Source organism: Desulfovibrio gilichinskyi, from assembly GCF_900177375.1.
GTDB lineage: Bacteria > Desulfobacterota > Desulfovibrionia > Desulfovibrionales > Desulfovibrionaceae > Maridesulfovibrio > Maridesulfovibrio gilichinskyi.
The window spans coordinates 126,115-152,817 of sequence record NZ_FWZU01000003.1; the positions used below are offsets into that span (position 1 = coordinate 126,115).

Sequence of the window (26,703 nt, forward strand, 5' to 3'; positions counted from 1 at the left end):
GGGCCTTTTTTTTATTGAAAAATCAGCTTTATTGGAGGGAATTTTCATGATTAAAGGGAAAAGATTCGGTAGCCTGTTTCTGTTTTTACTGGGCTTTGCTGTGCTGTTTTGTTCAGTTCCTTCTCTGCATGCTGCGGAAGTCAACTTGAGTTATGCAAATTTTCCGCCTGCCAAGACATTTCCATGTGTACAGATGGAACGTTGGAAGCAGGAAGTTGAAAAAAGAACTTCCGGTAAAGTTCAGATTCAGACTTATCCCGGATCGACATTGCTGGGAGCTAAGAATACTTTGCGCGGAGTTATGCAGGGGCAGGCGGATATCGGTTGCATCAGCATTGCTTATCACCCGGGAGTCTTCCCGTTGTGCTCTGTCTTTGAACTTCCCTTGGGATTTACAACATCCACTTCTGCAAGTCTTGCGTTATGGGATCTTTTCCAGAAGCATCAGCCTCAGGAATTTAAGAAATTTAAAGTGCTGACTATGTTTACTTCTGCTCCTTCAAACCTGATGACGAAAACCCCCGTCCGTTCTCTCGGTGATTTAAAAGGCATTGAACTGCGTGCGTCAGGTATCCTTTCTAAAATTCTGGATTCAATCGGGGCAACTCCTGTTTCCATGCCGATGTCTGAAACTCCTGAAGCATTACAGAAGGGCGTGGTTAAAGGGCTGTTTTCTTCTTTTGATGTTTTAAAAGATATGAATTTCGCTGAAATATGCCGCTATGAAACTGTAACCAATACAGCTGTTTATCCCTTTGCCGTCATCATGAATAAGAGTTCCTGGGACGGACTCCCTGATGATGTGAAAAAAGTTATGACCGACCTCGGCCGTGAACAGGCTGAGTGGACCGGAAAGTACATGGACCAGCATGTGGAGGATTCCCTTGCATGGTCTAAAGAAAAGTACGGTATCGAGCTGATTACTATGCCCGAAGCGGATATGCAGACAATTAAAGAAAATACTATGCCGCTCATCAACGATTGGAAAACAAAAGCAGCTGAGACTTCTATTGACGGAGATGCAGTTTTATCTGAAATAGAAACGTCTCGCGTTAAATACGATCCTGCAAAGTAATTAAAGTATTGAAAAATCTCCCCGCCGCTAAATGGCGGGGAGTCCTTAAAATAAGCCTATGATCGATAAGTTAGAAAAATTCACTGTCATTTTATGCCGTATTTTATCATGGATTGCGGGCATATCCCTTACCTTAATGGTTGTGCTGGCCTGTACTAATATGGTTTTTCGTGCAACATGGGTTCCTGTGAAAGGGACTTTTGAGTTGATGGGGTTTTTCGGAGCCATAGTTGCAGGTTTCTCACTTGCCTTTTCTCAGCTGTACAGGAGTCATATTTCGGTAGGATTATTATTTAATAAATTTCCTAGACCGGTACAGATTTTTCTGGACGCTCTGAGCGCGTTTGCCTCCTGCTTATTCTTCGCATTTTGCGCGAAAGAATCCGCTAAGTGGGGAATGTTTTTATTTGATCTGGGCGAAGTTTCGGAAACACTCGGAATTGAATTTTATCCTTTTGTCTTCGCGCTGGCTTTCGGATGTGCAATGATGTCCTTTGTTTTATTGCTTGATCTTGTCAGAATCCTTTCCGGAAAAGAACCTCTTAAGCTAGTTTAAGCGCGCGGTTGTACTCATATGGAACCAATTACTATAGGCTTTGTCGGCATTATATGCCTGTTGCTGTTGATTTTTATAATGCGTATTCCCGTAGGTTTTGCCATGGGGATCATAGGCTTTATCGGGTTTGCAAAAGTACTCAATCTTAAAGCCGCTTACGGCATGCTCGGTACTGAAGTCTGGAATGTGTTTTCTTCTTACGGTCTGACAGTAATCCCGCTTTTTATTCTTATGGGGCAGATTTGTTTTTACTCCGGCGTTAATGAACGGCTGTATAAATCTGCTTATGCATGGATGGGGCATATTCGCGGCGGTATTGCTATGGCAACTGTGCTAGCGTGTGCCGGATTTGCTGCAATCTGCGGTTCCAATACCGCTACAGCTGCCACTATGAGTACTGTCGCTCTGCCGGAAATGAAAAAATTTCGCTATAATCCTATTTTAAGCACCGGTTCGGTTGCTGCCGGAGCAACTCTCGGGGTTGTTATTCCGCCGAGTGTGGTTCTTATTATCATCGGTCTGCAAACCGGAGAGTCTATAGGACATCTTTTCTTAGGCGGCGTCATTCCCGGTATTCTTTTATGCGGTTTGTTTTTGGTGACAGTCTTCGGCATGTGCGTGCTCCACCCGGAATGGGGGCCGGCCGGACCGGAAGTCAGCTTTAAAGAAAAGCTCAGATCGCTTCCGGGGTCTATTGAAATGATAGTTCTTTTTCTACTTGTCATGGGCGGATTATTCGCAGGTTGGTTTACACCGACTGAGGCCGGAGCAGCCGGATCTGCTTTTGCTTTGCTGATAAGTATTGTTTCGCGAAAAATGACCTTTAAACTCTTTGTAGCGGCGGTGACCGATACTTTGAAGGTCTCATGCATGATTATGGTGGTTATCGTCGGAGCGATCATTTTCGGGCGTTTTCTCGCTATAACAAGGCTGCCTTTCGAAGCTGCGGGTATGGTCGCCGGATTAGCTATTCCGCCTACTGTTATTATTTTATTGATATGTGTGATTTATGTCATCGGCGGAATGATTATGGACGCCCTTGCTCTTTTACTGATTACTATTCCGATTTTCTTTCCTATGGTTGTCGCCATGGGATATGATCCCATCTGGTTCGGCGTGCTTATCACTATTGTAACGACCATGGGGGCTATAACTCCGCCTGTCGGAGTTACTACCTTTATTGTTGCTTCAATGGCGGAAGATGTCGCCATTGATAGAGTTTTTTTAGGAGTCAGTTATTTTATGTTTGCTTATGTAGGACTCATAGCTCTTCTTTTAGTCGCGCCTGAAATAGTAACTTTTCTGCCCAGATTGATGGGTTAGTTTTTAATAGCTATGTCTGCTGAATTTATTACAGTTACAAGTGCAGAAGACGGTCAAAAACTGGTGCGTTTTCTTGAGCGGAGAGTGGGGAGTAAAATACCGCGTTCTGCTGTTATGCGCTGGATCCGCAAAGGTAATGTGCGTATTGATAAGGGACGCTGTAAGCCGTTTGATCTTGTTAAAGCAGGCCAAGTTGTACGCATTCCGCCATATCAGGTTGCTGAATCCGCTGGTATGCTTATACGTGAGCCGCTGGAAATACTCTACGAAGATGATAATTATCTTGCAATTAACAAACCTGCCGGATTGCCTTCTCAAGGCGGCACAGGGCATGATGACAGCGTAGTTGATCATCTCTTGTCCATGTATGCAGACTCTCCGTTTAAACCGGCTCCGGCACATCGGCTTGATCGAGATACTTCCGGGGTTCTGCTCGCCGGTAAAAGCCACCACGGACAAAAGGAACTTTCTGACATGTTTGCAAGTCATGAGGGTGGTAAATACTATCTTGCGCTGGTCAGAGGGGAGTGGAAAGATGGAAGCTGTGACGATGGATGGACTGAGATGCATGACCGGCTTGAAAAGAAAGAAGTGCACGGAAGCGAGCGAGTCGTTACAGGGGCAGGTAAAGATGCCCGTGCATCGGTTTTGCCTTTATCGATAACTGACGGTTGTAGTTTGCTTTTAGTTCAGCTGCATACAGGTTTTACTCATCAGATTAGAGTACAGCTTTCGTCGCGTGGATTTCCTATTGCAGGTGATGCAAAGTACGGCGGCGGAAACGGAGCAATGAAGCTTCATTGCTGGCGAATTGAAACACCGTGGTTTACTGCGCAGTGTTTGCCTGCATGGAATGATGAACTGTTAATTCAAAATTACATAGGATCAGCTGAAAAATATTTAAGCTGATTTTTAGTCATAGTTTCAAATTAAAATCCCCAGTCACGGCGTGACTGGGGATTTTTTATGATTCTTTGTTTGTAATAAACAGTAATTAATTATTGACAGACAATAACTAATTACCATAAATCAAGTATTAGAATAACAAATAATTAATTTTTGGGAGAATGAAGACATGGAAAAAATAAAACGTATGAGCCTTTTTTTAAAGTATGTGTTTTGGCTGATTCTAATTTTGATCCCGATAACTGATTTCTTCGGCTGGATGTATCTGAATGGAGTAGGTGATTTTTTTATTCGCCCAGAAGGTCTTGGAAGCTTCTATATGGCTCCAGAGATTGTAGGAATTCAGCTTTCAGGTAAAATGCTCGGTTTTGCAGCATCATTGCCATTGGTTCTGCTTGAAATATTCAGCATGTGGCAGATGATTAAACTTTTTACTCTGTATTCTGAGGGAAAGATCTTCACTGTTGATAATATTAATTGTTTTAGTCGCGCAGCTTGGGCTTTTTTATTAAGTGAACTTGTTTCTCCTATTGTTCAGATCGGCACCACCTATGCTGCTACAATGCATAATATTATTGGGCACCGCGTGATCTCTGTAAGTATAGACGATACCAATTTAGGAGGAATTTTACTGGCAGGTGTTGTCCTTGCGATCTCTTGGGTTATGGACGAAGGACGTAAGCTTAATGAAGACGCCGAGTTAACAGTCTAGGAGAGGGTATGGCTATATTAATAAATTTAGACGTAATGTTAGCAAAGCGGAAGGTTTCATCAAAGGATCTGGCTGAGGCCGTAGGTATAACTCCTCAGAATTTATCTGTACTCAAAACAGGAAGAGCAAAGGCTATACGGTTTTCAACTTTAAACGCAATTTGCGGTTTCTTGGACTGCCAGCCCGGAGATATTTTGGAGTATTTGAGTGGTCATGATAATCTTGAGAAATAATAGTTAGTTAGCGTGTCGTCGATAATTGTAATTTTTGAATTTCTTTCTCCTAAAAAAATCCCCTGCAGTCTTACGACAGAAGGGGATTTTTCAGTTCTGATCAAGCAGATAAAATTCTGGCAGCTATGCTAATCAGTTTTTTTAGGTGCTTCTTTCTTTTTAGGAACTTTCACTTTACCTGTCATGTTAATCATCTCACGGGTTGCGGATGGTTTACGGTGATTAGGTTTCATGTGCAGACTCTTGGTAGGACAAACCTCAACACAGACGCCGCAGTAAACGCAGGCAAATGGGTCGCATGTCCAGATTCCGGTTCCGTTATCTTTGTTTTTTGAAACAGTAATACATTGTGATGGGCATTTAATTTCGCACTTTTTACAGAATATACACGTGTCGATGTCGTTAAACAATTCACCTCTATAAAGAGGAAACGGCTCACGAACTTCGAAAGGGTACATTCTGGTAGAACTTTTTGAAAAAAGGTTCTTCAGTACGGTTGAAGTCATTTTAAGCATGTCCCGACCTCCTAGCGTTCCGTGCAGCTTATGCACGGGTCTATTGACAAAACTACAACAGGAACGTCCGCCAGCTCAATACCGGGCAGCATAGCAAGAAGTGGAGGGATGTTAGCGAACGTAGGCGTTCTGATACGTACTCTTTCGAGGAATTTAGTTCCGTTTCCTTTCATATAGTACATACATTCACCGCGAGGCTGTTCCACGCGGGTAATGATCTCACCTTCTGGATTACCTTTGAACGGAGCAGCAAGTTCACCCTGAGGCAATCCTGCAATCGCTGCACGAACGAGGTCAATCGATTGCACGGCTTCTCTGAAGCGTACTTTTGATCTGGCGTAACTGTCACCAGATGTTTCTACTACAGGTTCGAAGTCTATTTTGTCAAAGGCTGCATATTTAAGCTGACGCATATCCTGAGCAACTCCGCTACCGCGAAGTGTAGGACCGGCTGCGCCTAATTCGTATGCCTGTTCCTTGGTAAGAACACCGATTCCCTGTGTGCGTTTGCAGACAGTGTAGTCGTTAAGAATCGTGGACTGAATAGATTTAATTTCTTTTTCAGCCTGAGCAAGTTCTGTAAGAATCCATGAACACTGTTCCGGTGTAAGGTCCTGACGGACACCGCCGACAACGTTGACGGAAACAATTACGCGACTGCCTGTGGTTGCTTCGTTGATATCCATGATGCGTTCACGGATACGCCAGAACTGCATGAACAGACTTTCAAACCCGAAGGCATCGGCAAAAAGGCCGAGCCAAAGCAGATGACTGTGCATACGGTGCAATTCGGACCATATTGTGCGGAGATATTTGGCTCTTTCAGGAACTTCTATTCCCATCATTTCTTCAATACCCTGACAGTAGCAAAGAGAATGAATCATGGAGCATATGCCGCAAACTCGTTCAACGATCTGGATCATCTGATGGAAGTCACGAATCTCAGCAAGCTTTTCAAGACCTCTGTGAACGTATCCCAGTGCAGGAATGGCTTCCCTAACTATCTCGTCTTCCACGACAAGTTTTAAGTGCAGCGGTTCCGGTAGGACAGGATGCTGCGGACCGAAAGGTATGATGGTACGTGCCATAATTTACCCTATAGTTGTTATCGTCTTGGTGTCATCCGGGAAGACGAATTATTTTTTAACAGTCATCGCCTTTGTGTTGTTGCACAACGGGATGATGGTGATTTCCTCATCCAAGTAGAGAGTACGTCCAAAGTCGAGAATAAGACCGTCGAACAAGAGCCCGAACTGGTCTTGAATTTCGTTTTCTACCAGCAGCGCAGTAAAGTACACACCGCTTATAGAAGGACAATTTGTCCCTTTGGGAATAGTTACTCTCAGGTGAGTGAGAACTAATTCTTTGTCGAAGGTATAAATAATGTCAAAGTTGTCTGCATCCAGTTCGGTGCAGCTCAAAGTGACAAGACGCTGTCCGTCACTCTTCAACTTGGAAACTTCTCCGACAATAGTTTCCATTGTGATTTCTTTCATATTTTCTATCACGTTGTTTCCCTCGTAATGTTTAGCCTTTGAGGCCTTCAAACTTGGCAAGGGCAGTGACCACGCCGTCGATGATAGCTTCAGGTTTAGCCGGGCACCCGGGGACGTAAACGTCAACGGGAATGACCTTGTCGATTCCGCCGATTACGTTGTAGCACTCACGGAAAATACCACCTGAAAGACCGCATGCACCGATGGCGATTACGCCCTTAGGATCAGGCATTTGATCGTAAATGTTCCGTAATACTTTGGCGTTGCGTGGGTTAACCGTGCCGGTGACAAGGAGGACATCAGCATGCTTAGGATTACCGACGTTGATTACGCCGAAGCGTTCAACATCATACATCGGTGTAAGGCATGCCAGAACTTCAATATCGCAGCCGTTACAGCTTCCGCAGTCAAAATGCATGATCCACGGAGACTTGGCGCGTGAATTATCAATGAATTTCTTGAACATAATCTTAACCTACGTGCAGCCAGATGAGGTTGACAAAAGACATGACCAGACCAACGCTCCAAACATATTTGAGCATCCAGCGCCAAGTCATACGGGCCATGGTATTATCAATCAGTATTTCTGCCAGATAGGTAGAAACAAGAAGGAATACTACGCCGACAAAGCTGGTGTGCCAGAAGAGTGCGCAAATTCCGAGAATGAGTACGGTTTCATACCAGTGAGCAATTTCAATAATGCCGAGGTACGGACCGGAAAACTCGGTGAGCACCCCTTTGACCAGTTCCTGATGCGCGTGATGCGATGTGGAGAAGTCAAAAGGTGATTTTCTGAGCTTGATAGTCAGCACGTAGCCAAGCACAACGAATATGAGTGGCAGTTTAATCAGAAGAGGTTCTTTATAAGTAAGAATTTCATCAATTCTGAAAGTTCCGGTTACCATAAAGATGGCAGCGAAAACCAAAATGATGAGTGGTTCATAAGTAAGAACCTGAATCAGTTCACGATGCGCTCCAACCTGACTGTAAGGAGAAGGACTGGCAAGACCTCCCATTACAAGGAAGACTGCGCCGATTGCCTGAACAAAAAAGATCAGGAGCAGATCGGACTGAGCGAAGAATAAACCGACAGAGAGTGCTGCGGCGATGAGATAAACCCATGCACAGAAAACCTGCCAGAAGTTGTTGATGACTTTAACCTTACCGAATAATTTAGCAACATCGTAGAAAGGCTGCAAAATCGGAGGGCCGAAGCGAGACTGAAAACGCGCAGTTATTTTTCTGTCAACACCCGAAATCAGACCGCCGAGTAAGGGGGCTGCGATTATTCCGAAGATGATAAGAATAAATGTTTCCATTAAACAGCTCCTCCCAACATGAGAACGATGAGAGCCAGAGCAACAAAGTTGATCCAGAGAGTCAGCTTCTCTTCTCCGAATAAAGCTTCAAGGTAATAGTTGCTGGACGTGAGTCCTACCGGCTTATTCATAGGCCCTATAAATGCCTGAACTCCTGGTTCTTTAACGTTGGCTCCGCAAAGATATGACTGCGAATTCTGAATATTTCCAGATTTTTTAGTTTCTAGCCATGCGTATACAAACGCAACAGCAAGCACAAAGAAGATCGGATAGACAGCGTAAGTACCGACAGGGGAAGTAAATACCCCGGCGGAAATATCATATGTTTTGCCGATCATCGGTTCAATTAATCTTGTGTAAATTGCTGGAGAGAATAAGGACAGAACCACAGTGGCTCCGGCAAGGGTTTTAAGTGTGAATCTGGTCAGTATATCCTGAGATTCAGCAGGGACTTTCTTGCGGATCGGAGCAGTAAGCAGGATTCCTGCCCAGCGAGCCCAGAATACGACAGAAAGAGCACTTCCAAGAGCGAGCATGACAATAACGAACATGTTGCTTGATGCTGCTTCAATTGCCATCCACTTTCCGAGCAGAACACCGAACGGAGGCAGGATCATTGTTAAGATACCTATGATCGTGATGATCGCAGTACGGGGCATCTTAAGATAGAGACCATGCATATCTTCGATGTTGCGACTGCCTATGCCCTGCTCAATTGTGCCTACGCACAGGAAGAGTAAAGCTTTGGAAATTGCGTGGAAGATAATCAGGATTATTGCTGCTGAAGTGGCCCAAGGAGTATTGAGGCCGGCACAACAGATGATCAGACCAAGGTTACTGATGGTGGAGTAAGCGAGAATTTTTTTACCGTTACTCTGGCTGACTGCAATTGCTGCACAGGAAAGGAACGTGAAGGCCCCGCAAAGAGCTATTCCCTGACTGAAGAATGTTCCTGCATATGCAGGAGCAAGTCTGAGCACAATGTACACACCGGCTTTAACCATAGTACTTGAATGGAGCAGAGCTGAAACCGGAGTAGGAGCAACCATAGCTCCGAGCAACCAGCTCTGGAAAGGAACCTGTGCTGCTTTGGTAAAACCTGCTATGCAAAGCAATCCGACAGGTACAATCATCAGTCCGCCCATAGGGCCGGCGTTAATGATGGTTTGAAGGCTGAGAGAGCCTACTTCTGTGTACGCCCAGATCATTCCGAAAACAAAAGCAACACCGCCTAGAGAGTTCATCCACAAAGCGCGGATTGCATTTTTAACTGCGATTTCTGTTTCGTCATGTGCAATAAGCATGAAAGAACAGAAGGTAGTTACTTCGAAGAAGAAATAGAGCCAAAGAATGTTATTAGAAAGCACCAATCCGTTCATGGCTCCGAGGAACAGAACAAGATAAAAGAAAAATCTCGGCTGGCGAGAGTTTACAAGGTGCAGGTGCTCTTCGTGTTCTTTCATATAAGGGATCGCAAAGAAGCAGATAAGCGAACCGATAATTGAAATAACCGCGACCATGATCAGCGCAAGGCTGTCAGCATAAAATGCCGGAACCTCTACTGCGTGGTCAACGAAGAATAATTCAAACACAGCTAAAGGAATAATCTGCAATACTGCAAATATCTTGATAAGCTGATTTTTAAGTTTGAATGCGTAATAAAGTATTACGAAGAGCAGGGAAAAGTCCGCCAGAGTGACGAGAAAATCCCAACTTACTCCAAGCAATGTGCCTGGAGAATAGGTAAATGATCCCCCGCCGAGCAGGACAAGGGATGTAGCTGCAATGCAAATTCCTGTGATAAGAACGATCAGACTTCTGATCGCGCTTACTCGCAAAAAGTAGCAGCCTAGAGCAGCCATCAAGGGCAACAAGATGACTAATGCTAGCATCATGGGCAACATACGGACCTCACTGTAACGCAATGTTGTGCCAGATTTAGAAAAACGTACCTCAGTCGTGTTATCGTTTTAGATTTAGTGTAACTCATCGAAATGTTTCACATTTATCACCTAAAGTGTAGACGTTTGTCGTCAAATACAGCGTAAAAGTCAATAGATAATTGGTGTAATTTGGTTTAAGAAACTCATCAGATATGTCTATAATTAAACAGAACTTGGCTTAAACAAATGGTTTGAGGGGGTGGTAGTGGGAAAATCTATTGTAAAAGATAGTAATTCAGGATAAAATCTATCACTATGATTAATCTGTGGAATAGCATGATAAAAGTTGCGAAAATTACCATTTTTTTAATATTAATTGTTTTTTTGGCAGGATGCGGCAAAAAAACTGTTTCTATTCCCAGTAGCGGAAGAATTCTAAATTCAGCAGCTTATTCTGTAACTGAACGTTCAGTTGTTAATGTCGCGCGTGCTCAGATAGGTAAACCTTACAAATGGGGCGGTGATTCTCCGTTAAAAGGTTTTGACTGTTCCGGGCTGGTCTGGTGGGTTTATAAAAAACACGGCATTCTGCTCCCAAGAGTTTCATGGCAGCAGATCCATGTAGGAAAACCGGTTCATCGTAATAAAATGAGGGCTGGAGATATTGTTTTTTTCAGAATTCCCGGCGGAGGTAAAAGTCTTCATGCCGGTATTTATATTGGTGACGGTGAGCTTTTTGTGCATAGCCCTAAATCTGGCCATTACGTTCGTGAAGAGTCAATAAACAAGGGGTACTGGCAAAAATATTTTATCGGTGCGCGCAGGGTTTTCTGATATTGAGCAATAAAAAAGGAGCCCCCGATTGAGAGACTCCTTTTAGGTTGATTCTTAAATATAATAAATTACTGTACAGTTGTGCAGGTCGGAGGCTGAATTACAGCGCCGCTTCCGGCGTTACTGAGCCTTGAAATATAATGTTTAACTTCATCCATGTTTTTCCACTGCGCATAAAGTTCTTTCCATTCAGCAAAAGTCATAACTTCAGATTCCAGATGTGATTCATGTCCTTTAATCCAGAGATTAAACAGATAGGTTTCAATCTTAAATTCTTTAGAGTCGAAAACTTTGGGGATAATTTTGTCGGAATATTTAGTGCCGTCAAAGCGGGCTCCGATGAAAGAGCAGACGTTCTGAGTTGATTTTTGCTGATCAATTTCTTCGTTATTAGTGAGTTCTACCAGTCCGTGCAGGGTTGGAAACTCTTTTTCAATCTGACTGGCAACTTCCTTAGGAACTCTGACGACCAGCTTTTTGTCTTCTTCAAAGATGAAGTAAAATCGCATCCAGTGATCAAACATGAATACTTCGGAAACATCTTCTACAGCTTTATCAAACGCTCTATTTTTCATGGCGGCTCCTTGCAGTCTTTATTTGCTGGACCATATTTATTGGCAGCGAAGTGAACTGTATATGTTCATGATAGGGGGAGTAGTCAAGGGGGAAAGTCCTGTGAAAAATAAATTTGCAGTATCTTTTATGACTATTTTATTTAAAAATGTATTTATTTTAATATGTTGTGTTATGCATATGTGTTTTATTCAAACGCTTTACAATCTCGATGTTTTTGATGTAATACCACATTCTTTGCAGCATACTAATCGTGCGGCAAGTGCGAAATCTTATATTTAGGAGGAATGCCAAATGGGTAGACATAAAAAGATCGAACGGAAGAAAGAACTTGAGCGTAAGCGTCACCGCAGAGCTAAAAGAGTTAAAGCTCGCGTAGCTGAAGCAAAAGCAGCAAAAAAATAAACATTTAAGTAGAACTTTCTTTTTTCGGCTTCCGCTGTAAGCATGAAGCCGGAATGGTTAGTAATGCCCTCATTTTTTCAGGGGATGGGTCCGCCTGCCTTTCGAGGTATGGCGGGTGCCTTTTTTTTAGATGGAGGGAGCCTATGCCGATTTATGAATATCAATGCCATGAGTGTCAGCAAATTTTTGAAGAGTGGCAGACAAGCTTTGAAGATAAAGAGTTAGAATGTCCCGTATGTGGTGGTTTAGCTACTAAGGTTCTTTCAAATTCCTCTTTTATCCTTAAAGGCGGAGGGTGGTATTCTTCTGGATATTGCAAAACAGATTCGACTGCCGGAAGTTCCGGTAAACCTAAATCTGCCAGCAGTGATACAGGTGCATCTACCTCTTCAGTCTCTACTTCCGCTAGTTCTGACAGTTCAGCAAAAAGCTGATTACGGCCTGACGGCCCGGTATACACCGGGCCGTTTGTTTTTTTGTTATGCTGCACATTAAGTCTGATTAATTCTTCAGCCATTGTCTAAATCTGCTGGTTATAATATAGTCAGGGCCTGTCGGCCTTTTTTTAAATATAGTTTTAAAACAAAAAAACGGAATTAAAAAAAATGATCGAAAGATATTCTCGTCCCGCTATGAGTGCTATATGGACTCTGGAAAACCGTTTCAGAGTATGGCTTGAAGTTGAGGTTGCTGTTTGTGAAGCTTGGCATAGGCTTGGACGCATCCCTGCTGAGGATATGAAAAATATCCGTGAAAAAGCTGATTTTGAACTTGATCGCGTTCTTGAGATTGAAGAAAAAACAAAACATGATGTAATTGCTTTTCTTACAGCTGTAGAAGAAAAAGTCGGACCTTCTTCGCGCTTTATCCACTTGGGCTGCACATCGTCTGATATTGTTGATACTGCTAACGGTGTTCTTCTGCATCGTGCAGGTAAGATGATTTTGAAAGCTCTTGATGAATTTTTAGCTACTCTCAAAGATATGGCATTTAAATATAAAGGTAGAATCTGCATGGGCCGTACACACGGTATTCATGCTGAGCCTACCAGCTTCGGTCTTAAGATGACCGGTTTTTATGCAGAATTCACACGTCATCGTGAACGTATTGAAAAAGCACTGGAAGGCGTGAGTGTCGGTAAGATTTCCGGAGCAGTCGGAACCTACGCAATGCTTGATCCTGAAGTTGAGCGCATTACCTGTGAATTACTTGATTTGAGTGTAGACCCTATTTCCACTCAGATTATTCAGCGCGACCGCCATGCAGCATTTTTTACCTCTTTAGGTTTGCTCGGCGGTGGTATTGAACGTCTCGGCGTAGAACTTAGACATTTGCAGCGTACTGAAGTTCTTGAAGTAGAAGAAGGATTCAGCGCAGGTCAGAAAGGTTCTTCCGCTATGCCGCACAAGAAGAATCCTATTTCTGCTGAAAATCTCAGTGGCCTTTCCCGTCTTTTGCGTACTAACGGGCTGGTTTCAATGGAAAATATGCCTTTATGGCATGAACGCGATATCAGTCATTCTTCAGTTGAACGTGTAATTATGCCTGATTCAACTATCCTTGCAGATTATATTTTAGGCCGCATGACCGGAGTTCTCAAAAACCTTAAAGTCAACGGTGACAATATGGATCGTAACCTGATGGCTTCGTACGGTCTTTTCTATTCACAGCGAGTTTTGCTTGCTCTGGTAGATGCAGGTCTTGAAAGGCAGAAGGCTTATGAAATGGTGCAGAAGGTTGCCATGTATTGCTGGGAGAATAAAGTTTTCTTCCCTGATGAAATCCGTAAGGATGCTGCAATTAAATCCATTCTTGCTGAAAGTGTACTCGATGATGCTTTCGATTTAAACTATTATACTAGATATGAAGAATTCATCCTTAAACGCGTTTTCGGTGAATAATTTGAATATGCTTAATTAGAATTATAATTCACCCGGCTTTGATCATAGTGCAAAGTCGGGTGATCTTATTTTGCAGAATTGTAATTTTTGTGTTATCTTTAAAAAAAAGATTTACAGTTTCTTCAAGTTATGAACCAATGGGATTTATCACTGTGTAAAAACTTTGGATCGAAAAGATTATTGATTAGTGGGTTTATTTTTTTTAAGATTATCAGTTTGTAAGTTTCGATAAATGTCAATGGTGCGTTTTCCCACTCCAGTTATCTCGAATCATGGAGCCTTATCTTTTGTATGACGTATTTTTTAAGAATATTATTTGTCTCTATTATAGTATACGCAAGTCTGCTCTCTAATTGTTTCGCCGGAGGATGGGCTCCGGTTGTGGAAAGTACATCGCTTATTCCCGGATTGATCGTAGCTGTTGATAAAGGGAATCAAAAACTTCATCTTCTTGTGCATAAAAGTCCACTTCATGTCGAAGCGACTCTTACCTGTGCTACGGGTAAAACTGCCGGAGATAAAGAGTTTGAAGGGGATAAGAGAACTCCGGAGGGTGTATATTTTACTAAGAACAAACGCACTGATCTTGATGATTTTGAGCTATATGGGGATATGGCCTTTCCTCTTGATTTTCCTAATCCTGTTGACCGGATTAACGGTAAAACAGGGTATGGAATCTGGATACACGGACGCGGTAAGCAATTAGTTGCAATGGATACGCAAGGCTGTATAGCTCTTAATAATTCGGATATAAATTTTATTGATTCCAAAATACATCCTGGCACACCTGTCCTTATCGGCGAGTCCGTTTCATGGGAAAATGCAACAGGGACGCAGGTCGCCGAATCTGTAGAGCTGAAGAGTCTTGTCAATAAATGGGCTGCAGATTGGTCAAATAAAGATGCCGGATTTTTTAATGCTTATTCAGATAAATTGTTCAGCAAAAGTGAAGGTAGATCTTTCAAGTTTTTTAAGGATCGCAAAAAGAAAATTTTTTCTAAAACATCATGGATTGATGTTTCCGTTTTTAATCTTAACGCTTTACCAGGTCCTGATTATTGGGTTACTTGGTTTGATCAGTACTATAGATCCGGACGGCTTTCTTCGTCTACAGCAAAACGTTTGTACTGGCAGAAGATTAATGGAACATGGAAAATTGTCGGGCGCGAGTACGGCCCTGCCGGCAGGTCGTTTACAGATGAATATCTTGAGTCAAAAAAGGAAAGTGTTTTAGCTTTTCTTGATAAATGGCGATTGCTATGGCTTTCAGCTGATTTAGAACAATACTCAAAAATGTATGATTCTAATGCCAGACAAGGGAAAATGAGCGGGATCGGCAATATTAAAGAATATAAGAAATCTGTCTGGAAAGAACGGACTCCTTCAGTCATAGAATTTTCGAAAATCAAACTCATCGAGCATCCTGATGGGTTGGAAGTTGATTTTGATCAATCATATTCCGATGTATCCGGTTACAGCGACTTTGGTAGAAAAAAATTAGTCATCCGCCCAGTCAACGGGGAATGGCGTATCGTTGATGAACAATGGAGCGGGAGCTGATGGGCAACACCAAGTACAATGTTCTTTTTATGCGAGATGATGATACCGTTAAACGGTATAGGTTAAGTCCTTTTTGGTTGGGAGTGTTTTTCTGGTTTATAGTTATCTTGGTAACATGCGCAGGTGTAGGGGCATGGTCAGGTTATAAATTTTGGAATCAAAATGCGGAACTGCGTCAGGATAAACATGAACTGCAGAAGAATCTCAATGAAGCATCTGTTCAGCTTGAACGGCTGGAAAATGTAAATAAAATTTTAGATTCGTACGATCCCACCGAAGTTCAATCTCTTTTAACTTCCGTTCCTGTTGAAGAAAAAAAAGTAGAATCGTCTCCTCATATTGATCTGAGAAAATTGCTTTTTTATAAAGATCTTATGAGATCCGGAATTGAGAATGTGAAACTCAGTTTATCCGGAGGAAGTCTTGCTTTAAGTTTTGACCTGAATAATTTGCAGACAGCCTCCTCGCTTAGCGGAGATGCAAGGGTTGAGCTTATCGGAAATAACGGCAGTGAAGTCTTTATCAAAGCAAATCCTGATGATATGTCTTTTCATATACAAAGATTTAAAGTTGTAAGAACCAGATTCGCTGTGCCCGCTAAAATGGCTCTAAAAGATATCTACGGGCTTCGTTTGATGATAACCACTACCAATAATGAGTTAATATTCAGTGAAGTATACCCTCTGTCGCGCATTTTTAATTAGTTTTATTGCGCTGCTTTTTGCAGTGTCTCCAGTGCATGCTCAGACTGTGCGGAATTTTACTTTTTTTGAAGGAACACAGTATCCTTTGCGCGTCACCTGGGTCTTCGGCGATGAACCTGGGCCGACTATCATGGTGCAGGGCGGAGTTCAGGGCGATGAACTGTCCGGCTTTTTTACAGGGCAGCTGCTGACCCGCTGCAAACTTCACAAAGGTAATCTGATTATCATCCCGCGGGCAAATGAACCTTCGATTCTGCGCCGTGCCCGTCAGATAAATGTAGACCTCAACAGAAGATTTGATAAAGAATATAATAGTTTTTATGAAGACCGTCTCGCTAAAGCTATCCGTTTTTTGCTAGATGATGCTGACGGTTTTATCCATTTGCACGAGGGTAGCGGGTTTTACAGCCCTCACTTCGTAAATAATTTAAGAAACCCAAATCGCTATGGTCAGTCAATGATCATAGACGCTACCGTATACAAAAACATTCCTCTTGCTGAATTGTGCCAACGCGCAATAGATAACCTGAATTCAAAAATATCTAATAAATCTTACTGGTTCACTCTTTTTAATACAGACACTTTTGATAAAGCCACTCACTACCCTGAGATGCTGAAATCTTTGACTTGCTACGCTCTTGTTGAACGCGGAATTCCTGCTATGGCGGTGGAAGTCAGTAAAGATATAATGGATCTTGAATGGAAGGTGCGTCACCAGTTGCAAGCAACAGTTCTTTTACTTGAAGAATTCGGATTAAAGGTTGAAATACCGGAATTTTCATTTCCTACCGAAGGAAAAACTTCGGGGCTTAAAATATTAATTAACGGCAGTCCGCTTTCAGGCCAGCGCGTGAACCTTGTGCGTGGAGGTCCTGTTTCGACTTCCGGTCAAAGCGATGTTGTGGCTGACTCTATTCTTGAACCGGCTGTTGCTGTATACGCAAGTGACCGTCCTAATCTCAATCTTTTGACAGCTCCGCGCATGGCTTTATCATCGTTTCCTGTCCTTGAAATAAGTCTTGATGGTGATACGACTACGACCGCAAAGATCAGTTGGAGCGGACAGCAGGAAAATTCTCCAGAACCGCACGGTCCGGTATTTTTGTGCTGGCTGAACGGCAACCCTCATTTCGTACCGGCTTCCGGAGTATTAAAGGTTCTGGAAGGTGATCAGTTCATTATTGAAGGGGTTCTCGGTAGTAACAGAGATGAAATACTTAATCTGAAAGGTTTTGTCGCCTCGGTTACGGTTAACAGCGGGCAGGATGTCGGGTATGAAATTATCATGGATCCGTCCAATTTTATGGACAAGTATAAGCTTGAAAGCGACGACGGCGGGGCCCGTTATAGAATAGCCAGAGAGACTCCCGGTAAGCGTGGAGCAGAGTTTTATCTTTCAGTTTTTCCGCGTATTGTAAAAGCTCTTAGAGTGAGCCGCGCGCATGGATCTGACATACTTATTAAATGGAAGCGTGATACTGCTCTTGAACTGCCGGCTGACAGATATGTTCTTTCTGAAGCGTGGAGTAACGGAAAACTTGATAAAATTCAGCCATTTATTAATCGTCTTCCTGTTGCATGGGGCGAATCTTTTGATGTTGAACCCGGTAAAGATGTTACAGTAACACTTCGTCATTCCACAACATTCGAACTTGTAGGCGGTATGACATTCAAAGGCTCAACGCAGATGCAAACTTCGCTTGATTAATCGGTAAGCATGAGGAGTATTATGAAAGCCGTAACTGAAAATTGCTATGTTAATCTCCCTCTTAGATATATTTATAATACTCCTGAGTATCTGGATTTGTTTATTGAAAATTCAATTCAGCCTGAACTGGGACTGGATTGTTTAGGAAGTGAATGTCTCAGCAAAGACTGGCTGCTTACGATCAGAGATCGTCTCGCTGCTGCGGGACTTAAATGTACAACACATCTTCCTTTTCTGGATTTAAAACCCTCCAGCCTTAATCCTGCGATTCGTCAAGCCTCTATTGACACCCTCTGCGGGGCATTTGAGCTTGCAAAAATATTTTCGCCTGAAAGGATGGTAATGCATCCTTCCTTTACATCCTGGCTTGAGCCTCCTCTTTTTGAGGAAGCTTATGAAAATTGTCTGGATGGAATCCGCAGTTTAAGTGATTCATGGCCAGACCATCCAATGCTTTGCCTAGAAAATACGTATGAATATGATCCCGGGCCGCTTTTGCAGCTTGTAGAGGATCTGGATCGCGAAAATATCGGCATTTGTTTTGATGTGGGACACTGGCATTCTTTTTCTAAGGGATCGGAAAAAAATGATTTCGATTTCTGGTTTGATTCACTTGCTCCGTATATTCGCCATATGCATCTGCATGATAATATGGGACGTAAAGACGATCATCTTGCTTTAGGAGAAGGATGTATAAAATGGGAGCATATTATCCAGCGTGTTAAGGAGCTTAATCCTTTGCCTTCAATTACCCTTGAACCGCATACTCGAGATGATTTTGAATCTAGTTTGAGATATTTCAGGGAAAAGATCGCACCGAAATTATTTTAGTATTTACAGTTAATATTTTAAATAATAAAATGGTCATATATTTCAGAGTGTTTTTCTAAATTTTAGCGGGTTAACTTTGTAATATAAGTTAACCCGCTAAAATTTGCGCAATAAATTCAGCAGCATTTTTTATTGCTGATAAAGCTTAAAGTTAATTTTATTAAATAATAAAAATATGATGGTTGCGAGAATTTCCATTAAAATGATCTCGTTGACCCAGAGGCGTTAAAAAATGAGCAATATATTCACAAAGGCAATAGTCAGAACTCCGGCAGATAGTTTGGGAGACGGGCTGACTGAGGCAGGACTGGGTTGCCCTGATATGGAGCTGGCTAATGTGCAGCACCGTAATTATATAAAATATTTTGAGAATAAAGGAATTGATGTGACGGTTCTTGATGCCGATCCGCAGTACCCTGATTCTGTATTTGTTGAAGATACCGCTGTGATGATACCCGTTGCCGGCGGTGTTGCCGCATTTCTTACCTGCCCCGGGGCGCAGTCTCGGCGCGGAGAAGTGGTACGTATCAAGGAAGCAATCTCCACGGTTGCGGATGAAGTATTTCAGATGGAAGGGGACGGACTCATGGAGGGCGGTGATGTTCTGCTCATGGGTAAGACTTTTTTTGTTGGTATAGATTCGCGTACGAATTCGGCAGGGTTTGATCAGTTCGCAAAGGTCGTCTGCAAATTAGGGTATGAATGCATAGCTGTTCCTTTTAAAAATGGAATGCCGCACCTCAAGACTGAATTATCCGCTTTGGATGATGAAACCCTGATTATGAGTAGCCGTTTTTCCACCCGTGATGAATTTTCCAGCTTTAAAAAGCTGATTGCTCCCACCGGTGAAGAATATGCTACCAACTGCTTGTATACAGGCAATGCGTTGCTAGTTCCGGCAGGGTTTCCGGCCACCGCTGAGCTGCTGGATAAAAACGGATTCAGTCCTGATTTTATCGATATGTCTGAGTTCAGAAAAATGGACGGAGGACTGACCTGCCTGTCACTGCGCTGGTAATAGTTCGAGATCAGAGGGCTATTTTTTCAAGCGCGTCCTGTAAAATTTCTTCATAACTTTGGTCGGAACGGACAATAAGATGCGCGGCGTTCATGAAGCTCGGTTCAAATCTGTTGAGCAGGAGTGATATTTGTTCGCGCGCGTCTTCTGATCTGTCTGAAGCATTCAGCAGAGTCACGAAATCTGACATGATGTAGAGTACTTTGCCGTTATCTTTCAGAAGAGTGCGGTTTTTTTCTGAAAGAGCGGCTCCTCTGGGAAGGCTTACAATCTGATTATCTTTAGCTGTGGTTTCTATGATGGCGGGGTTTCCGTCAGCTCTTCTAACAATAACAACTTCTCTACCCAGTTTTTTTGCAATATCTGCGGCGATTGATTTTCGCAGGTCATCGTTAAGCGAAAAAATGAAGACATTTCCAGAATCCCTTCCGCCTATGACGATATCTTTATCCTTGTTGGAAGTGCGGATAGTTCTCTTCTCAGGCTCAGCTACTTGGTATTTAATATCAGTCATTTCAATTGTCGTTTTCACAGTAATTCTCCTGATGCAGATTATATAATTTGCGTGTTGTTGTTTGATAATTTCAATTACTACTTTCTGGCGAAATGAACAGTGCGTTTGTATTGCGAGTCATCAGGAAGTTCTTTTGAAAGATAGGTGACCGTCCACTTTTCGGAAAAAAGGTTTTGTGTAAAATCAAGCAGATTGAAAAAACCGTTTTTGATATCAGCCTGCGGGTATAGTTTAAGAAAATCTCTTTCAGACATTCCGAAATGTCTTTCTACCAGATAGATCGGACGGAATGTTAAGAGCATTTCAGATTTGCTTCTGCTCTCAAGACCTTTAAGTATGGGAATTAAAAAGCCGCTTGAAATATTAATTTTGCCGAGAATGTCTATCAGCATGCCCATATCAAAGGTTTGGGTAGCTGGTTCAGATGCAAAGTTGCATGTTTCAAACTCTACACCTTTAATGTCATAGAGGGCGGCTAGTTTTCTTGCTCCTTTGATGACCTTGGGTTCCATATCGTAACCGACAACTTTCTTTGCTCCGCGTTCGTGAGCATAAAAAGTGAAGTGTCCAAGGTTGCAGCCCAGATCACAGACAGTTTTACCTTTGAAATCAAGATCGGTAAATTCGGGATCAATTCCGTCAATATCGTGCCCGACTCCGCTGCTCAGTTTGTTTCTTTCAAAGTCATATAGCGGACGCCAAATTATATCCTGTCCAACTTCTTCAACAATTTTACTGATTTCGGCATTTGGAGTCATATTTACTCTTTGTATAATAACTGGTGATTTTTTTAATAATTAATTTAAAGCCATTTTTTTCATGCTTAATTCAATTTCCGATTTCGGGTATAGCTGTATTACAATCGTAACTCAAGAACCTGATTCGGATTGCATGGTTTTTTAATGCATGCTACTCAAAATTCCCTAATCAGGAGATATTTCTTGCAGCATATCAGCGAACCGTTTGCTTCCGGTGAATCCTTCATTCATGGCTCTCATCCCGGTTTCCGGGTTATTTGTGCATTCCTTTTTTCCCTTGTCGGGGCATTGGTTATGTCGCTTCCCGCTGCGATAATGATTTTTATCTCCGGTATTCTTTTCGCCTTTTGCGCGCGTCTTCCCATGCTGAGCCTAATGAAACGGCTGCTTTACGTTAATGGATTTATTTTTTTTCTATGGCTTTTTTTACCGTTTTCCAGGCCCGGTGAACCGCTTTTTACAGTCGGACCTTTTACCGCATCAGCTGAGGGCGTTTTATACGCCGCGATTATCACCTTAAAATCGAACGGAATTGTTCTGGCTGCTACCGCGCTTATTTCAACTATGCCAGTGCAGTTGATGGGCGCTGGAATGCAGTCGCTTAAACTGCCTGATAAACTTTGCAGACTGTTTCTGTTCACATGGCGCTATGTGCACGTCATGGGTGAAGAGTATGAGAAGATGAAGCGCGCGGCCGTTATGCGCGGCTTTGTTCCGCGTAATAGTATGAGGACGTACCGCACTTATGCATGGCTGCTCGGGATGCTTTTGGTGCGAAGTTGGGACAGGGCGCAAGTTGTGTGGCAGGCAATGCTTTGCCGTGGCTTTACCGGTAAATTTTATACTTTGAATGTATTTAAAGTCAGGCGGTCTGATTGGCTTCTTTTTGGAATGACGGTTCTGCTTGCAACCGCTGCTATTGTTTTCCAGTTGCATAAAATAGAGGTGTTTTGGTGAGTTATCCGATTTTTTCCTTGCGTGATATAAATTTTGTTTATCCCGGTGGTAACGAGGTTTTAAAATCCGTTAATTTTGATTTGCGATGCGGCGAAAAAATCGCGTTTACCGGACATAACGGCAGTGGCAAAACTACCATGCTCCATATTATTATGGGACTTTTGACGCCGACATCCGGGCAGGTCCTTTTTAAAAACAGCGAGATGAAAACCGAGAAAGATTTCAGGGAACTTCGTAAAGGTGTAGGGCTTCTTTTCCAGCAGGCGGATGATCAGCTTTTTTGTCCCACCGTTATCGAAGATGTTGCCTTCGGACCTTTGAATCTGGGAAAAAATCCGGATGAGGCCCGCGAAATTTCAAAATATATACTTTGCCTGCTCGGCCTTTCAGGTTATGAAGAAAGAGTAACTTACCGTTTGTCCGGCGGTGAAAAAAAACTGGTATCGCTTGCTACAGTGCTCGCGATGCAGCCGGAAGCTCTGGTTCTTGATGAGCCTACTAATGACTTAGATCCTTCAATGAGGGACAGACTTGCTGATATCTTATGTTCACTGGATGTCGCAATGCTTGTCGTTTCGCATGACTTGAATTTTTTAAAGAAAGTCACGGATGTTGAATACTCCTGCTGTAACGGTACTGTACAAAAGGGTGCATCAGTTTTTACTGCCGACAATAGCTATATGAATTGCAAACTGTAGGTTTGTGAATTTTAATTTAAAGGAGGACCGTATGCCCAAGTTTAAATTTTTATTGCTGTTAGCAGTTATTCTCTTGTTTGTTTCCAGTTGTTCAGATGAAAAGAAAGTAACCATGAAAGTAACGGCTACGGCTTATAATTCATATAAAGATCAAACCTCCGCGACTCCTTTTGTCGGCGCGTGGGGTGACAAATTAAAACCGGGGATGAAGGTTATTGCCGTTTCGCGCGATCTTCTTAAAAAGGGTCTTACCCGTGATACTGTTGTCAGAATTGAAGGTCTTGAAGGCAAGTATCTGGTTAAAGATAAAATGAATAAACGTTGGACTGACAGGATTGATATCTACATGGGGCTTAATACCGACGCCGCAGACGAATGGGGTGAACGTAAAGTTGTTATTGCATGGGAAGAAGCCGAAAACTGACGATATTAAATTTGGGCTCAGTGTAAAAGATAAGGCGTGCTTCGATTGGCGGAGCACGCTTTTTATATGGGAAAAGAATGACAGCTGCATTAATCAAAAAATACTTTTTGAATCCTCGCTCAACCTCTTTATCTTTTCAGATGATTTACGTAAGGATGAGCTTCGCGGCAGTTTTTGATTTGTTTCACATTAGTAAAAGCAAGATTTATGGAGCGTTATTTGAGCGAGCGTAAAAGAAATCCTCAGCAGAGCATTCGGGCACACTGCTTGTGGTGCATGGGTGGAAGTTCTCAGCTTGTCAGAGAATGTCTGGACGAGAATTGCTCACTTTTTCAGCTTAGAGGGCCTAATTCCGATGAAGCTGAGCGTGTTTGCATACGTGCAATACGAAGATATTGTCTCGCATGCACGGTAGGTGACAGGCAGGCTATCAGGGCATGCCCTGAGAAAGAATGTGTTTTGCGACCTTACAGATTCGGAGTTCACCCTAGAACCATTAAGAGAAGAAAAAAAAGGCAGATTGAAAAAAGCCATTTGATGCTGCCGGGAATGTAGGGTGCGGACTTATTCCATTATGGAATAATCCCGAATAGAGTCAGCTCTGCCACAATTTTATCTTTAGTAAGAGGCTTGAGAATAAAGGTCGTTGAGTTTCCACGCAGGTATGTTTCAGATATCTGCTCTTCATCGTCCATAGCGGTCATGATGATCGGTATTTCTTTATTTAATTCAAGACCGTTTTCTTGTTCTATCTCCCTTATTTTCCGCAGAGCATGCGATCCATCCTGTGAGCATATTTTTGATTTTATGAAAATAGCGCTGAATGAATCTTTTTTATCTAAAGAATCAGTAAAAGCTTTAACAGCTTCATCGCCATCACTGACGAGATAATACTCACCGTGATCTTTAACTGTATCGGTTATGAGTTCACGGTGGAGTTCATTGTCGTCAGCGATGAGAAATTTCATGCACAGCCTCCTGATGCGAGCAGATTATAAGCACTTACTGGTAAACAGGGTTGATGGTATTCGTGTTATAGTCTTGTAATGTGGCAGGTCTGACTGTGATTCCTTTTAGCTTATCTGTCTGATTCTTTCATGGACAGGGCAATTCTTTTGCGTGCAAGGTCCACTTCCATCACTTTAACAAGAACGGCCTGCCCAGGGTATACTACATCGGACGGGTTGCGCACAAAGTCGTCTGTCAGTCTGCTGATGTGGACCAGTCCGTCCTGATGGACTCCAATATCTACAAATGCTCCGAAATTGGTTACATTAGTGATAATTCCGTTCAGCATCATGCCTTCTTTAAGGTCTTCAACCTCTTTTACATCATCATCAAACTGGACAAGTTCGAACTCCTTGCGCGGGTCGCGGCCCGGTTTTTCGAGTTCTTTCATAATATCTTCAAGGGTAGGCAACCCAAGATCGTCTGAAATATATTTTTCAAGTTCGATTTTTTTTCTGAGTTCCGCTGAGTTAATAAGGTCAGAAACGCTGGCATTAAGATCTTTAGCCATTAGGGCGACCGTATCATACCGTTCCGGGTGAACGGCTGTTTCATCAAGCGGATTTTTAGCGTTTCGGATGCGCAGGAATCCGGCGCATTGTTCATATGCTTTAGGTCCGAGCCTCGGGACTTTTATCAGAGCTTTGCGTGATGCAAACGGTCCGTTTTCATTTCTCCAATTGATAATGTTGGCAGCAATTGCTGAACTAAGACCGGAAACTGATTCTAAAAGCTTTGCGCTGGCAGTGTTAAGCTCAACTCCCACCATATTTACGCAGGATTCCACAACTCTGGTGAGGCTTTCAGCCAGTTTTTTCTGATCAACATCATGCTGATATTGTCCGACTCCGATAGATTTAGGGTCGATTTTAACAAGTTCGGCCAGCGGGTCCATAAGTCTGCGCCCGATTGAAACAGCTCCGCGAACGGTGATATCATAATCGGGAAATTCTTCTCTGGCGATAGGGGAGGCTGAATATACGGATGCACCGGATTCGTTGACCATTATGATCGGTAGAGACTCTGGCAGATCAAGACCTTTGATGAACTGTTCTGTCTCGCGTCCTGCGGTTCCGTTACCGATGGCAATTGCCTCAATGGAGTATTTTTTAACCAGAGCTACAACCTTTTCTCCAGCTTCTTTCTTTTTGCCGTCGGAAGTAACCGGGTAGATGGTATCGTTGTGTTTCAGCCCGCCCTGTGCATCCAGACAGACGAGTTTTGCGCCGGTTCTGAATCCGGGGTCAAGAGCAAGAATGTTCTTGCTGCCAAGGGGTGGAGCGATCAATATTTCTCTAAGATTAGAGGCAAAAACTTTGATGGCTTCGGTTTCAGCTTTTTCAAGAAGATTGGAGCGGAGCTCTGTTTCCATCTGCGGGGCAAGTAATCTTTTATAGCTGTCTGCGGAAGCTTTTTCCACCTGCTTAGATGCTGCAGAAGTGGACTTAACAATATTGCGGCTTAAGGTATCAAGACCTTCCTCTTCCGGTGGGCGGAAGGATACTTTAAGGAATTTATCTCTTTCACCGCGAAGCATGGCAAGAATTCTATGACCCGCAGCTTTTCGCGCAGGTTCGCGCCAGTTGAACCAGTCTCTGAATTTGGACGCTTTGTCTTCAGCTTCAGGTGAAAGGGCGGTTTTAGTTGCGTGTGATTCAAGGGTTGCCTTGCTTTCAAAAAGTGAGCGCACGGCCTGACGCAAAGCCTGATTTTCTGCTATCCTTTCCGCAATTATATCGCGTGCTCCGGCTAATGCGTCTTCTATGGTTTCAACCCCTTTCTCCGCGGAGATATAACTTTCTGCTTCTTTCTCAGGATCACATTTCTGGGCGAAAATTTTAACTGCAAGCGGTTCAAGTCCTTTTTCAATTGCGGCTTGTCCCTTTGTTTTACGTTTGGGCTTGTACGGCAGATATAAATCTTCCAACTGCCGCATATTCTGAGCAGCATTTATTTTACTGCGCAGTGAGTCCGTTAGTTTCCCCTGTTCTTCAATTGAATTAAGGACGGTTTCACGTCTTTTATCAAGCTCATTAAGTTTACCTAAAAGGTCGCTGACAGCTTCCACTGCGACTTCATCCATGCTTCCTGTAGCTTCCTTACGGTAGCGGGAAATAAAAGGAATGGTTGCACCTTCCTCAAGAAGAGAAATAGCAGCTTGTACATTTTTAACAGGTAGATTCAGTTCGGAAGCGATGCGGGATATATTATCAGTGGTCATTTATTCAGCCGTTTTTAGGTGTTTATTGAGTAATGATACTTAATCAGTCGGAACAGTCACTTTCGCTTGTTAACTGTTTTCAGTCAATGTTGTTTATTATGGGGGCCTATTTTACTTTTGGCTGATTCCAGCATTTCGTGACGCCTCAATCACCGCACGTACCACGCCTGGAAATCGTGCTTCCAGATCATCCATACGTAAAGAATTGAATAATTCTTTCCCTTCACGCCGGGTAGTCACTACCCCCGATTCGCGGAGCACTTTAAAGTGATGAGATAGCGATGATTTGGGTATGTCTAAGCCGAAACAACCGCATTGAATTTCAGATTCGTTTGCGAGTTTCAGTACAATTTGCAGTCGTACCTGATCACTTAGAGCCTGCAATACCTTCGCTAGATTTATCTCATCCCGTGATGGCTGTTTTTGTTGATTAGTATTTGTCACAAAAGTTTTCCTTATTTTTCAGTAGATCTTATAGAAATTTTGTTGACCTGACAACTTAGTTCGAATAGTTTCGAATTAACTTAGTTCGATAATTATCGAATTGAAATTTTAAATAGATCCACAATTA

The 26,703-nt window shown here is 42.8% G+C and carries 30 protein-coding genes; 18 read left to right on the forward strand and 12 right to left on the reverse strand.

Features of this window, described 5'->3' with window-relative positions:
* The first annotated feature begins 46 nt into the window (after nt 1-46).
* The 6 genes from B9N78_RS09055 (at nt 47) to B9N78_RS09080 (ending at nt 4,805) form a co-directional block, all read left to right on the forward strand.
* Nucleotides 47-1,075 carry a TRAP transporter substrate-binding protein gene (locus tag B9N78_RS09055; RefSeq protein ID WP_085101500.1) on the forward strand — a complete coding sequence of 343 codons (1,029 nt, stop codon included), beginning with the start codon at nt 47-49 and terminating at the stop codon, nt 1,073-1,075.
* A 58-nt stretch (nt 1,076-1,133) separates the two neighbouring features.
* Entirely contained in the window at nt 1,134-1,631 is a 498-nt protein-coding gene (locus B9N78_RS09060; RefSeq protein ID WP_085101502.1) for a TRAP transporter small permease, read from the forward strand.
* 18 nt (nt 1,632-1,649) lie between these two features.
* Entirely contained in the window at nt 1,650-2,954 is a 1,305-nt protein-coding gene (locus B9N78_RS09065; RefSeq protein WP_085101504.1) for a TRAP transporter large permease, read from the forward strand.
* Nucleotides 2,955-2,966: 12 nt separating this feature from the next.
* Nucleotides 2,967-3,863 (forward strand): RluA family pseudouridine synthase, encoded by an 897-nt coding sequence (locus B9N78_RS09070; protein WP_085101506.1) that lies wholly within the window; start codon nt 2,967-2,969, stop codon nt 3,861-3,863.
* Nucleotides 3,864-4,029: 166 nt separating this feature from the next.
* The gene (locus B9N78_RS09075) at nt 4,030-4,572 is read left to right on the forward strand and encodes a DUF2975 domain-containing protein (protein WP_085101508.1); all 543 of its coding nucleotides are present in this window, start codon (nt 4,030-4,032) and stop codon (nt 4,570-4,572) included.
* 8 nt (nt 4,573-4,580) lie between these two features.
* Nucleotides 4,581-4,805, forward strand: coding sequence for a helix-turn-helix domain-containing protein (locus B9N78_RS09080; protein ID WP_085101510.1), 225 nt, complete (start codon nt 4,581-4,583; stop codon nt 4,803-4,805).
* Nucleotides 4,806-4,933: 128 nt separating this feature from the next.
* Here the strand turns inward: B9N78_RS09080 and B9N78_RS09085 are convergent, their stop codons facing one another.
* Genes B9N78_RS09085 through B9N78_RS09110 form a run of 6 tightly spaced genes read right to left on the reverse strand, consistent with a single transcriptional unit; the run spans nt 4,934 to nt 10,039 of the window.
* The gene (locus B9N78_RS09085; RefSeq protein ID WP_085101512.1) at nt 4,934-5,320 is read right to left on the reverse strand and encodes a 4Fe-4S dicluster domain-containing protein; all 387 of its coding nucleotides are present in this window, start codon (nt 5,318-5,320) and stop codon (nt 4,934-4,936) included.
* An 11-nt stretch (nt 5,321-5,331) separates the two neighbouring features.
* A complete protein-coding gene (locus B9N78_RS09090; protein WP_085101514.1) occupies nt 5,332-6,408 on the reverse strand; it encodes a hydrogenase large subunit in 1,077 nt (358 codons plus the stop codon).
* A 48-nt stretch (nt 6,409-6,456) separates the two neighbouring features.
* On the reverse strand, nt 6,457-6,816 hold the full coding sequence (locus tag B9N78_RS09095) for an NADH-quinone oxidoreductase subunit C (protein WP_085102342.1): 360 nt from the start codon (nt 6,814-6,816) through the stop codon (nt 6,457-6,459).
* A gap of 31 nt (nt 6,817-6,847) precedes the next feature.
* Nucleotides 6,848-7,282, reverse strand: a complete 435-nt coding sequence (locus B9N78_RS09100) for an NADH-quinone oxidoreductase subunit B family protein (RefSeq protein ID WP_085101516.1) — start codon at nt 7,280-7,282, stop codon at nt 6,848-6,850.
* A 4-nt stretch (nt 7,283-7,286) separates the two neighbouring features.
* On the reverse strand, nt 7,287-8,135 hold the full coding sequence (locus tag B9N78_RS09105; protein ID WP_085101518.1) for a respiratory chain complex I subunit 1 family protein: 849 nt from the start codon (nt 8,133-8,135) through the stop codon (nt 7,287-7,289).
* Nucleotides 8,135-10,039, reverse strand: a complete 1,905-nt coding sequence (locus B9N78_RS09110) for an NADH-quinone oxidoreductase subunit 5 family protein (protein ID WP_085101520.1) — start codon at nt 10,037-10,039, stop codon at nt 8,135-8,137. Before B9N78_RS09110 ends, B9N78_RS09105 begins: the two co-directional genes overlap by 1 nt.
* Nucleotides 10,040-10,354: 315 nt before the next feature.
* Here B9N78_RS09110 and B9N78_RS09115 point away from each other — a divergent pair, with 315 nt between their 5' ends.
* Entirely contained in the window at nt 10,355-10,852 is a 498-nt protein-coding gene (locus B9N78_RS09115; protein ID WP_085101521.1) for a C40 family peptidase, read from the forward strand.
* A 68-nt stretch (nt 10,853-10,920) separates the two neighbouring features.
* On the opposite strand, the gene B9N78_RS09120 is transcribed toward B9N78_RS09115, so the two are convergent.
* On the reverse strand, nt 10,921-11,427 hold the full coding sequence (locus tag B9N78_RS09120; RefSeq protein ID WP_085101522.1) for a hypothetical protein: 507 nt from the start codon (nt 11,425-11,427) through the stop codon (nt 10,921-10,923).
* A gap of 546 nt (nt 11,428-11,973) precedes the next feature.
* Here B9N78_RS09120 and B9N78_RS09125 point away from each other — a divergent pair.
* From B9N78_RS09125 to B9N78_RS09155, 7 genes are all read left to right on the forward strand, one after another.
* Nucleotides 11,974-12,264 (forward strand): FmdB family zinc ribbon protein, encoded by a 291-nt coding sequence (locus tag B9N78_RS09125; protein ID WP_085101523.1) that lies wholly within the window; start codon nt 11,974-11,976, stop codon nt 12,262-12,264.
* 171 nt (nt 12,265-12,435) lie between these two features.
* The gene (purB, locus tag B9N78_RS09130) at nt 12,436-13,731 is read left to right on the forward strand and encodes an adenylosuccinate lyase (protein WP_085101524.1); all 1,296 of its coding nucleotides are present in this window, start codon (nt 12,436-12,438) and stop codon (nt 13,729-13,731) included.
* A 291-nt stretch (nt 13,732-14,022) separates the two neighbouring features.
* Nucleotides 14,023-15,291 carry a L,D-transpeptidase family protein gene (locus tag B9N78_RS09135; RefSeq protein WP_085101525.1) on the forward strand — a complete coding sequence of 423 codons (1,269 nt, stop codon included), beginning with the start codon at nt 14,023-14,025 and terminating at the stop codon, nt 15,289-15,291.
* Nucleotides 15,291-15,995, forward strand: coding sequence for a hypothetical protein (locus B9N78_RS09140; RefSeq protein ID WP_085101526.1), 705 nt, complete (start codon nt 15,291-15,293; stop codon nt 15,993-15,995). The genes B9N78_RS09135 and B9N78_RS09140 overlap by 1 nt, the downstream gene beginning before the upstream one ends.
* Nucleotides 15,996-16,026: 31 nt before the next feature.
* Nucleotides 16,027-17,703: a M99 family carboxypeptidase catalytic domain-containing protein gene (locus B9N78_RS09145; RefSeq protein WP_245805509.1), complete on the forward strand. Its 1,677-nt coding sequence runs from the start codon at nt 16,027-16,029 to the stop codon at nt 17,701-17,703.
* 21 nt (nt 17,704-17,724) lie between these two features.
* Nucleotides 17,725-18,534, forward strand: coding sequence for a sugar phosphate isomerase/epimerase family protein (locus B9N78_RS09150; protein ID WP_085101528.1), 810 nt, complete (start codon nt 17,725-17,727; stop codon nt 18,532-18,534).
* A gap of 232 nt (nt 18,535-18,766) precedes the next feature.
* Nucleotides 18,767-19,552: a dimethylarginine dimethylaminohydrolase family protein gene (locus B9N78_RS09155; RefSeq protein ID WP_245805510.1), complete on the forward strand. Its 786-nt coding sequence runs from the start codon at nt 18,767-18,769 to the stop codon at nt 19,550-19,552.
* Between the two features lie 10 nt (nt 19,553-19,562).
* On the opposite strand, the gene B9N78_RS09160 is transcribed toward B9N78_RS09155, so the two are convergent.
* On the reverse strand, nt 19,563-20,084 hold the full coding sequence (locus B9N78_RS09160; protein WP_085101529.1) for a shikimate kinase: 522 nt from the start codon (nt 20,082-20,084) through the stop codon (nt 19,563-19,565).
* A 59-nt stretch (nt 20,085-20,143) separates the two neighbouring features.
* Nucleotides 20,144-20,824, reverse strand: coding sequence for a methyltransferase domain-containing protein (locus B9N78_RS09165; RefSeq protein ID WP_085101530.1), 681 nt, complete (start codon nt 20,822-20,824; stop codon nt 20,144-20,146).
* A gap of 183 nt (nt 20,825-21,007) precedes the next feature.
* Here B9N78_RS09165 and cbiQ point away from each other — a divergent pair, with 183 nt between their 5' ends.
* The 4 genes from cbiQ (at nt 21,008) to B9N78_RS09185 (ending at nt 23,458) form a co-directional block, all read left to right on the forward strand.
* Nucleotides 21,008-21,781: a cobalt ECF transporter T component CbiQ gene (cbiQ, locus tag B9N78_RS09170; protein ID WP_085101532.1), complete on the forward strand. Its 774-nt coding sequence runs from the start codon at nt 21,008-21,010 to the stop codon at nt 21,779-21,781.
* Complete coding sequence (locus B9N78_RS09175; protein ID WP_085101534.1) at nt 21,778-22,479, forward strand: energy-coupling factor ABC transporter ATP-binding protein; 702 nt, start codon at nt 21,778-21,780, stop codon at nt 22,477-22,479. The genes cbiQ and B9N78_RS09175 overlap by 4 nt, the downstream gene beginning before the upstream one ends.
* 31 nt (nt 22,480-22,510) lie before the next feature.
* Nucleotides 22,511-22,903, forward strand: a complete 393-nt coding sequence (locus tag B9N78_RS09180) for a 3D domain-containing protein (protein WP_085101536.1) — start codon at nt 22,511-22,513, stop codon at nt 22,901-22,903.
* Nucleotides 22,904-23,122: 219 nt separating this feature from the next.
* A complete protein-coding gene (locus B9N78_RS09185; protein ID WP_245805511.1) occupies nt 23,123-23,458 on the forward strand; it encodes a restriction endonuclease in 336 nt (111 codons plus the stop codon).
* Nucleotides 23,459-23,475: 17 nt separating this feature from the next.
* Here B9N78_RS09185 and B9N78_RS09190 read toward each other — a convergent pair whose 3' ends face one another.
* The 3 genes from B9N78_RS09190 to B9N78_RS09200 form a co-directional block, all read right to left on the reverse strand.
* The gene (locus tag B9N78_RS09190) at nt 23,476-23,871 is read right to left on the reverse strand and encodes a response regulator (RefSeq protein ID WP_085101540.1); all 396 of its coding nucleotides are present in this window, start codon (nt 23,869-23,871) and stop codon (nt 23,476-23,478) included.
* Nucleotides 23,872-23,981: 110 nt separating this feature from the next.
* Complete coding sequence (locus B9N78_RS09195) at nt 23,982-26,132, reverse strand: Tex family protein (protein ID WP_085101542.1); 2,151 nt, start codon at nt 26,130-26,132, stop codon at nt 23,982-23,984.
* Nucleotides 26,133-26,243: 111 nt separating this feature from the next.
* Nucleotides 26,244-26,576 (reverse strand): ArsR/SmtB family transcription factor, encoded by a 333-nt coding sequence (locus B9N78_RS09200; RefSeq protein ID WP_085101546.1) that lies wholly within the window; start codon nt 26,574-26,576, stop codon nt 26,244-26,246.
* Nucleotides 26,577-26,703 lie beyond the last annotated feature (127 nt).

Bases quoted from the DNA above. Each gene is read 5' to 3' on its own strand.
- B9N78_RS09055 (WP_085101500.1), top strand. From the start codon at position 47: ATGATTAAAGGGAAAAGATTCGGTAGCCTGTTTCTGTTTTTACTGGGC.
- B9N78_RS09060 (WP_085101502.1), top strand. From the start codon at position 1,134: ATGATCGATAAGTTAGAAAAATTCACTGTCATTTTATGCCGTATTTTA.
- B9N78_RS09065 (WP_085101504.1), top strand. From the start codon at position 1,650: ATGGAACCAATTACTATAGGCTTTGTCGGCATTATATGCCTGTTGCTG.
- B9N78_RS09070 (WP_085101506.1), top strand. From the start codon at position 2,967: ATGTCTGCTGAATTTATTACAGTTACAAGTGCAGAAGACGGTCAAAAA.
- B9N78_RS09075 (WP_085101508.1), top strand. From the start codon at position 4,030: ATGGAAAAAATAAAACGTATGAGCCTTTTTTTAAAGTATGTGTTTTGG.
- B9N78_RS09080 (WP_085101510.1), top strand. From the start codon at position 4,581: ATGGCTATATTAATAAATTTAGACGTAATGTTAGCAAAGCGGAAGGTT.
- B9N78_RS09085 (WP_085101512.1), bottom strand. From the start codon at position 5,320: ATGCTTAAAATGACTTCAACCGTACTGAAGAACCTTTTTTCAAAAAGT.
- B9N78_RS09090 (WP_085101514.1), bottom strand. From the start codon at position 6,408: ATGGCACGTACCATCATACCTTTCGGTCCGCAGCATCCTGTCCTACCG.
- B9N78_RS09095 (WP_085102342.1), bottom strand. From the start codon at position 6,816: ATGAAAGAAATCACAATGGAAACTATTGTCGGAGAAGTTTCCAAGTTG.
- B9N78_RS09100 (WP_085101516.1), bottom strand. From the start codon at position 7,282: ATGTTCAAGAAATTCATTGATAATTCACGCGCCAAGTCTCCGTGGATC.
- B9N78_RS09105 (WP_085101518.1), bottom strand. From the start codon at position 8,135: ATGGAAACATTTATTCTTATCATCTTCGGAATAATCGCAGCCCCCTTA.
- B9N78_RS09110 (WP_085101520.1), bottom strand. From the start codon at position 10,039: ATGTTGCCCATGATGCTAGCATTAGTCATCTTGTTGCCCTTGATGGCT.
- B9N78_RS09115 (WP_085101521.1), top strand. From the start codon at position 10,355: ATGATAAAAGTTGCGAAAATTACCATTTTTTTAATATTAATTGTTTTT.
- B9N78_RS09120 (WP_085101522.1), bottom strand. From the start codon at position 11,427: ATGAAAAATAGAGCGTTTGATAAAGCTGTAGAAGATGTTTCCGAAGTA.
- B9N78_RS09125 (WP_085101523.1), top strand. From the start codon at position 11,974: ATGCCGATTTATGAATATCAATGCCATGAGTGTCAGCAAATTTTTGAA.
- purB (WP_085101524.1), top strand. From the start codon at position 12,436: ATGATCGAAAGATATTCTCGTCCCGCTATGAGTGCTATATGGACTCTG.
- B9N78_RS09135 (WP_085101525.1), top strand. From the start codon at position 14,023: ATGACGTATTTTTTAAGAATATTATTTGTCTCTATTATAGTATACGCA.
- B9N78_RS09140 (WP_085101526.1), top strand. From the start codon at position 15,291: ATGGGCAACACCAAGTACAATGTTCTTTTTATGCGAGATGATGATACC.
- B9N78_RS09150 (WP_085101528.1), top strand. From the start codon at position 17,725: ATGAAAGCCGTAACTGAAAATTGCTATGTTAATCTCCCTCTTAGATAT.
- B9N78_RS09155 (WP_245805510.1), top strand. From the start codon at position 18,767: ATGAGCAATATATTCACAAAGGCAATAGTCAGAACTCCGGCAGATAGT.
- B9N78_RS09165 (WP_085101530.1), bottom strand. From the start codon at position 20,824: ATGACTCCAAATGCCGAAATCAGTAAAATTGTTGAAGAAGTTGGACAG.
- B9N78_RS09180 (WP_085101536.1), top strand. From the start codon at position 22,511: ATGCCCAAGTTTAAATTTTTATTGCTGTTAGCAGTTATTCTCTTGTTT.
- B9N78_RS09190 (WP_085101540.1), bottom strand. From the start codon at position 23,871: ATGAAATTTCTCATCGCTGACGACAATGAACTCCACCGTGAACTCATA.
- B9N78_RS09195 (WP_085101542.1), bottom strand. From the start codon at position 26,132: ATGACCACTGATAATATATCCCGCATCGCTTCCGAACTGAATCTACCT.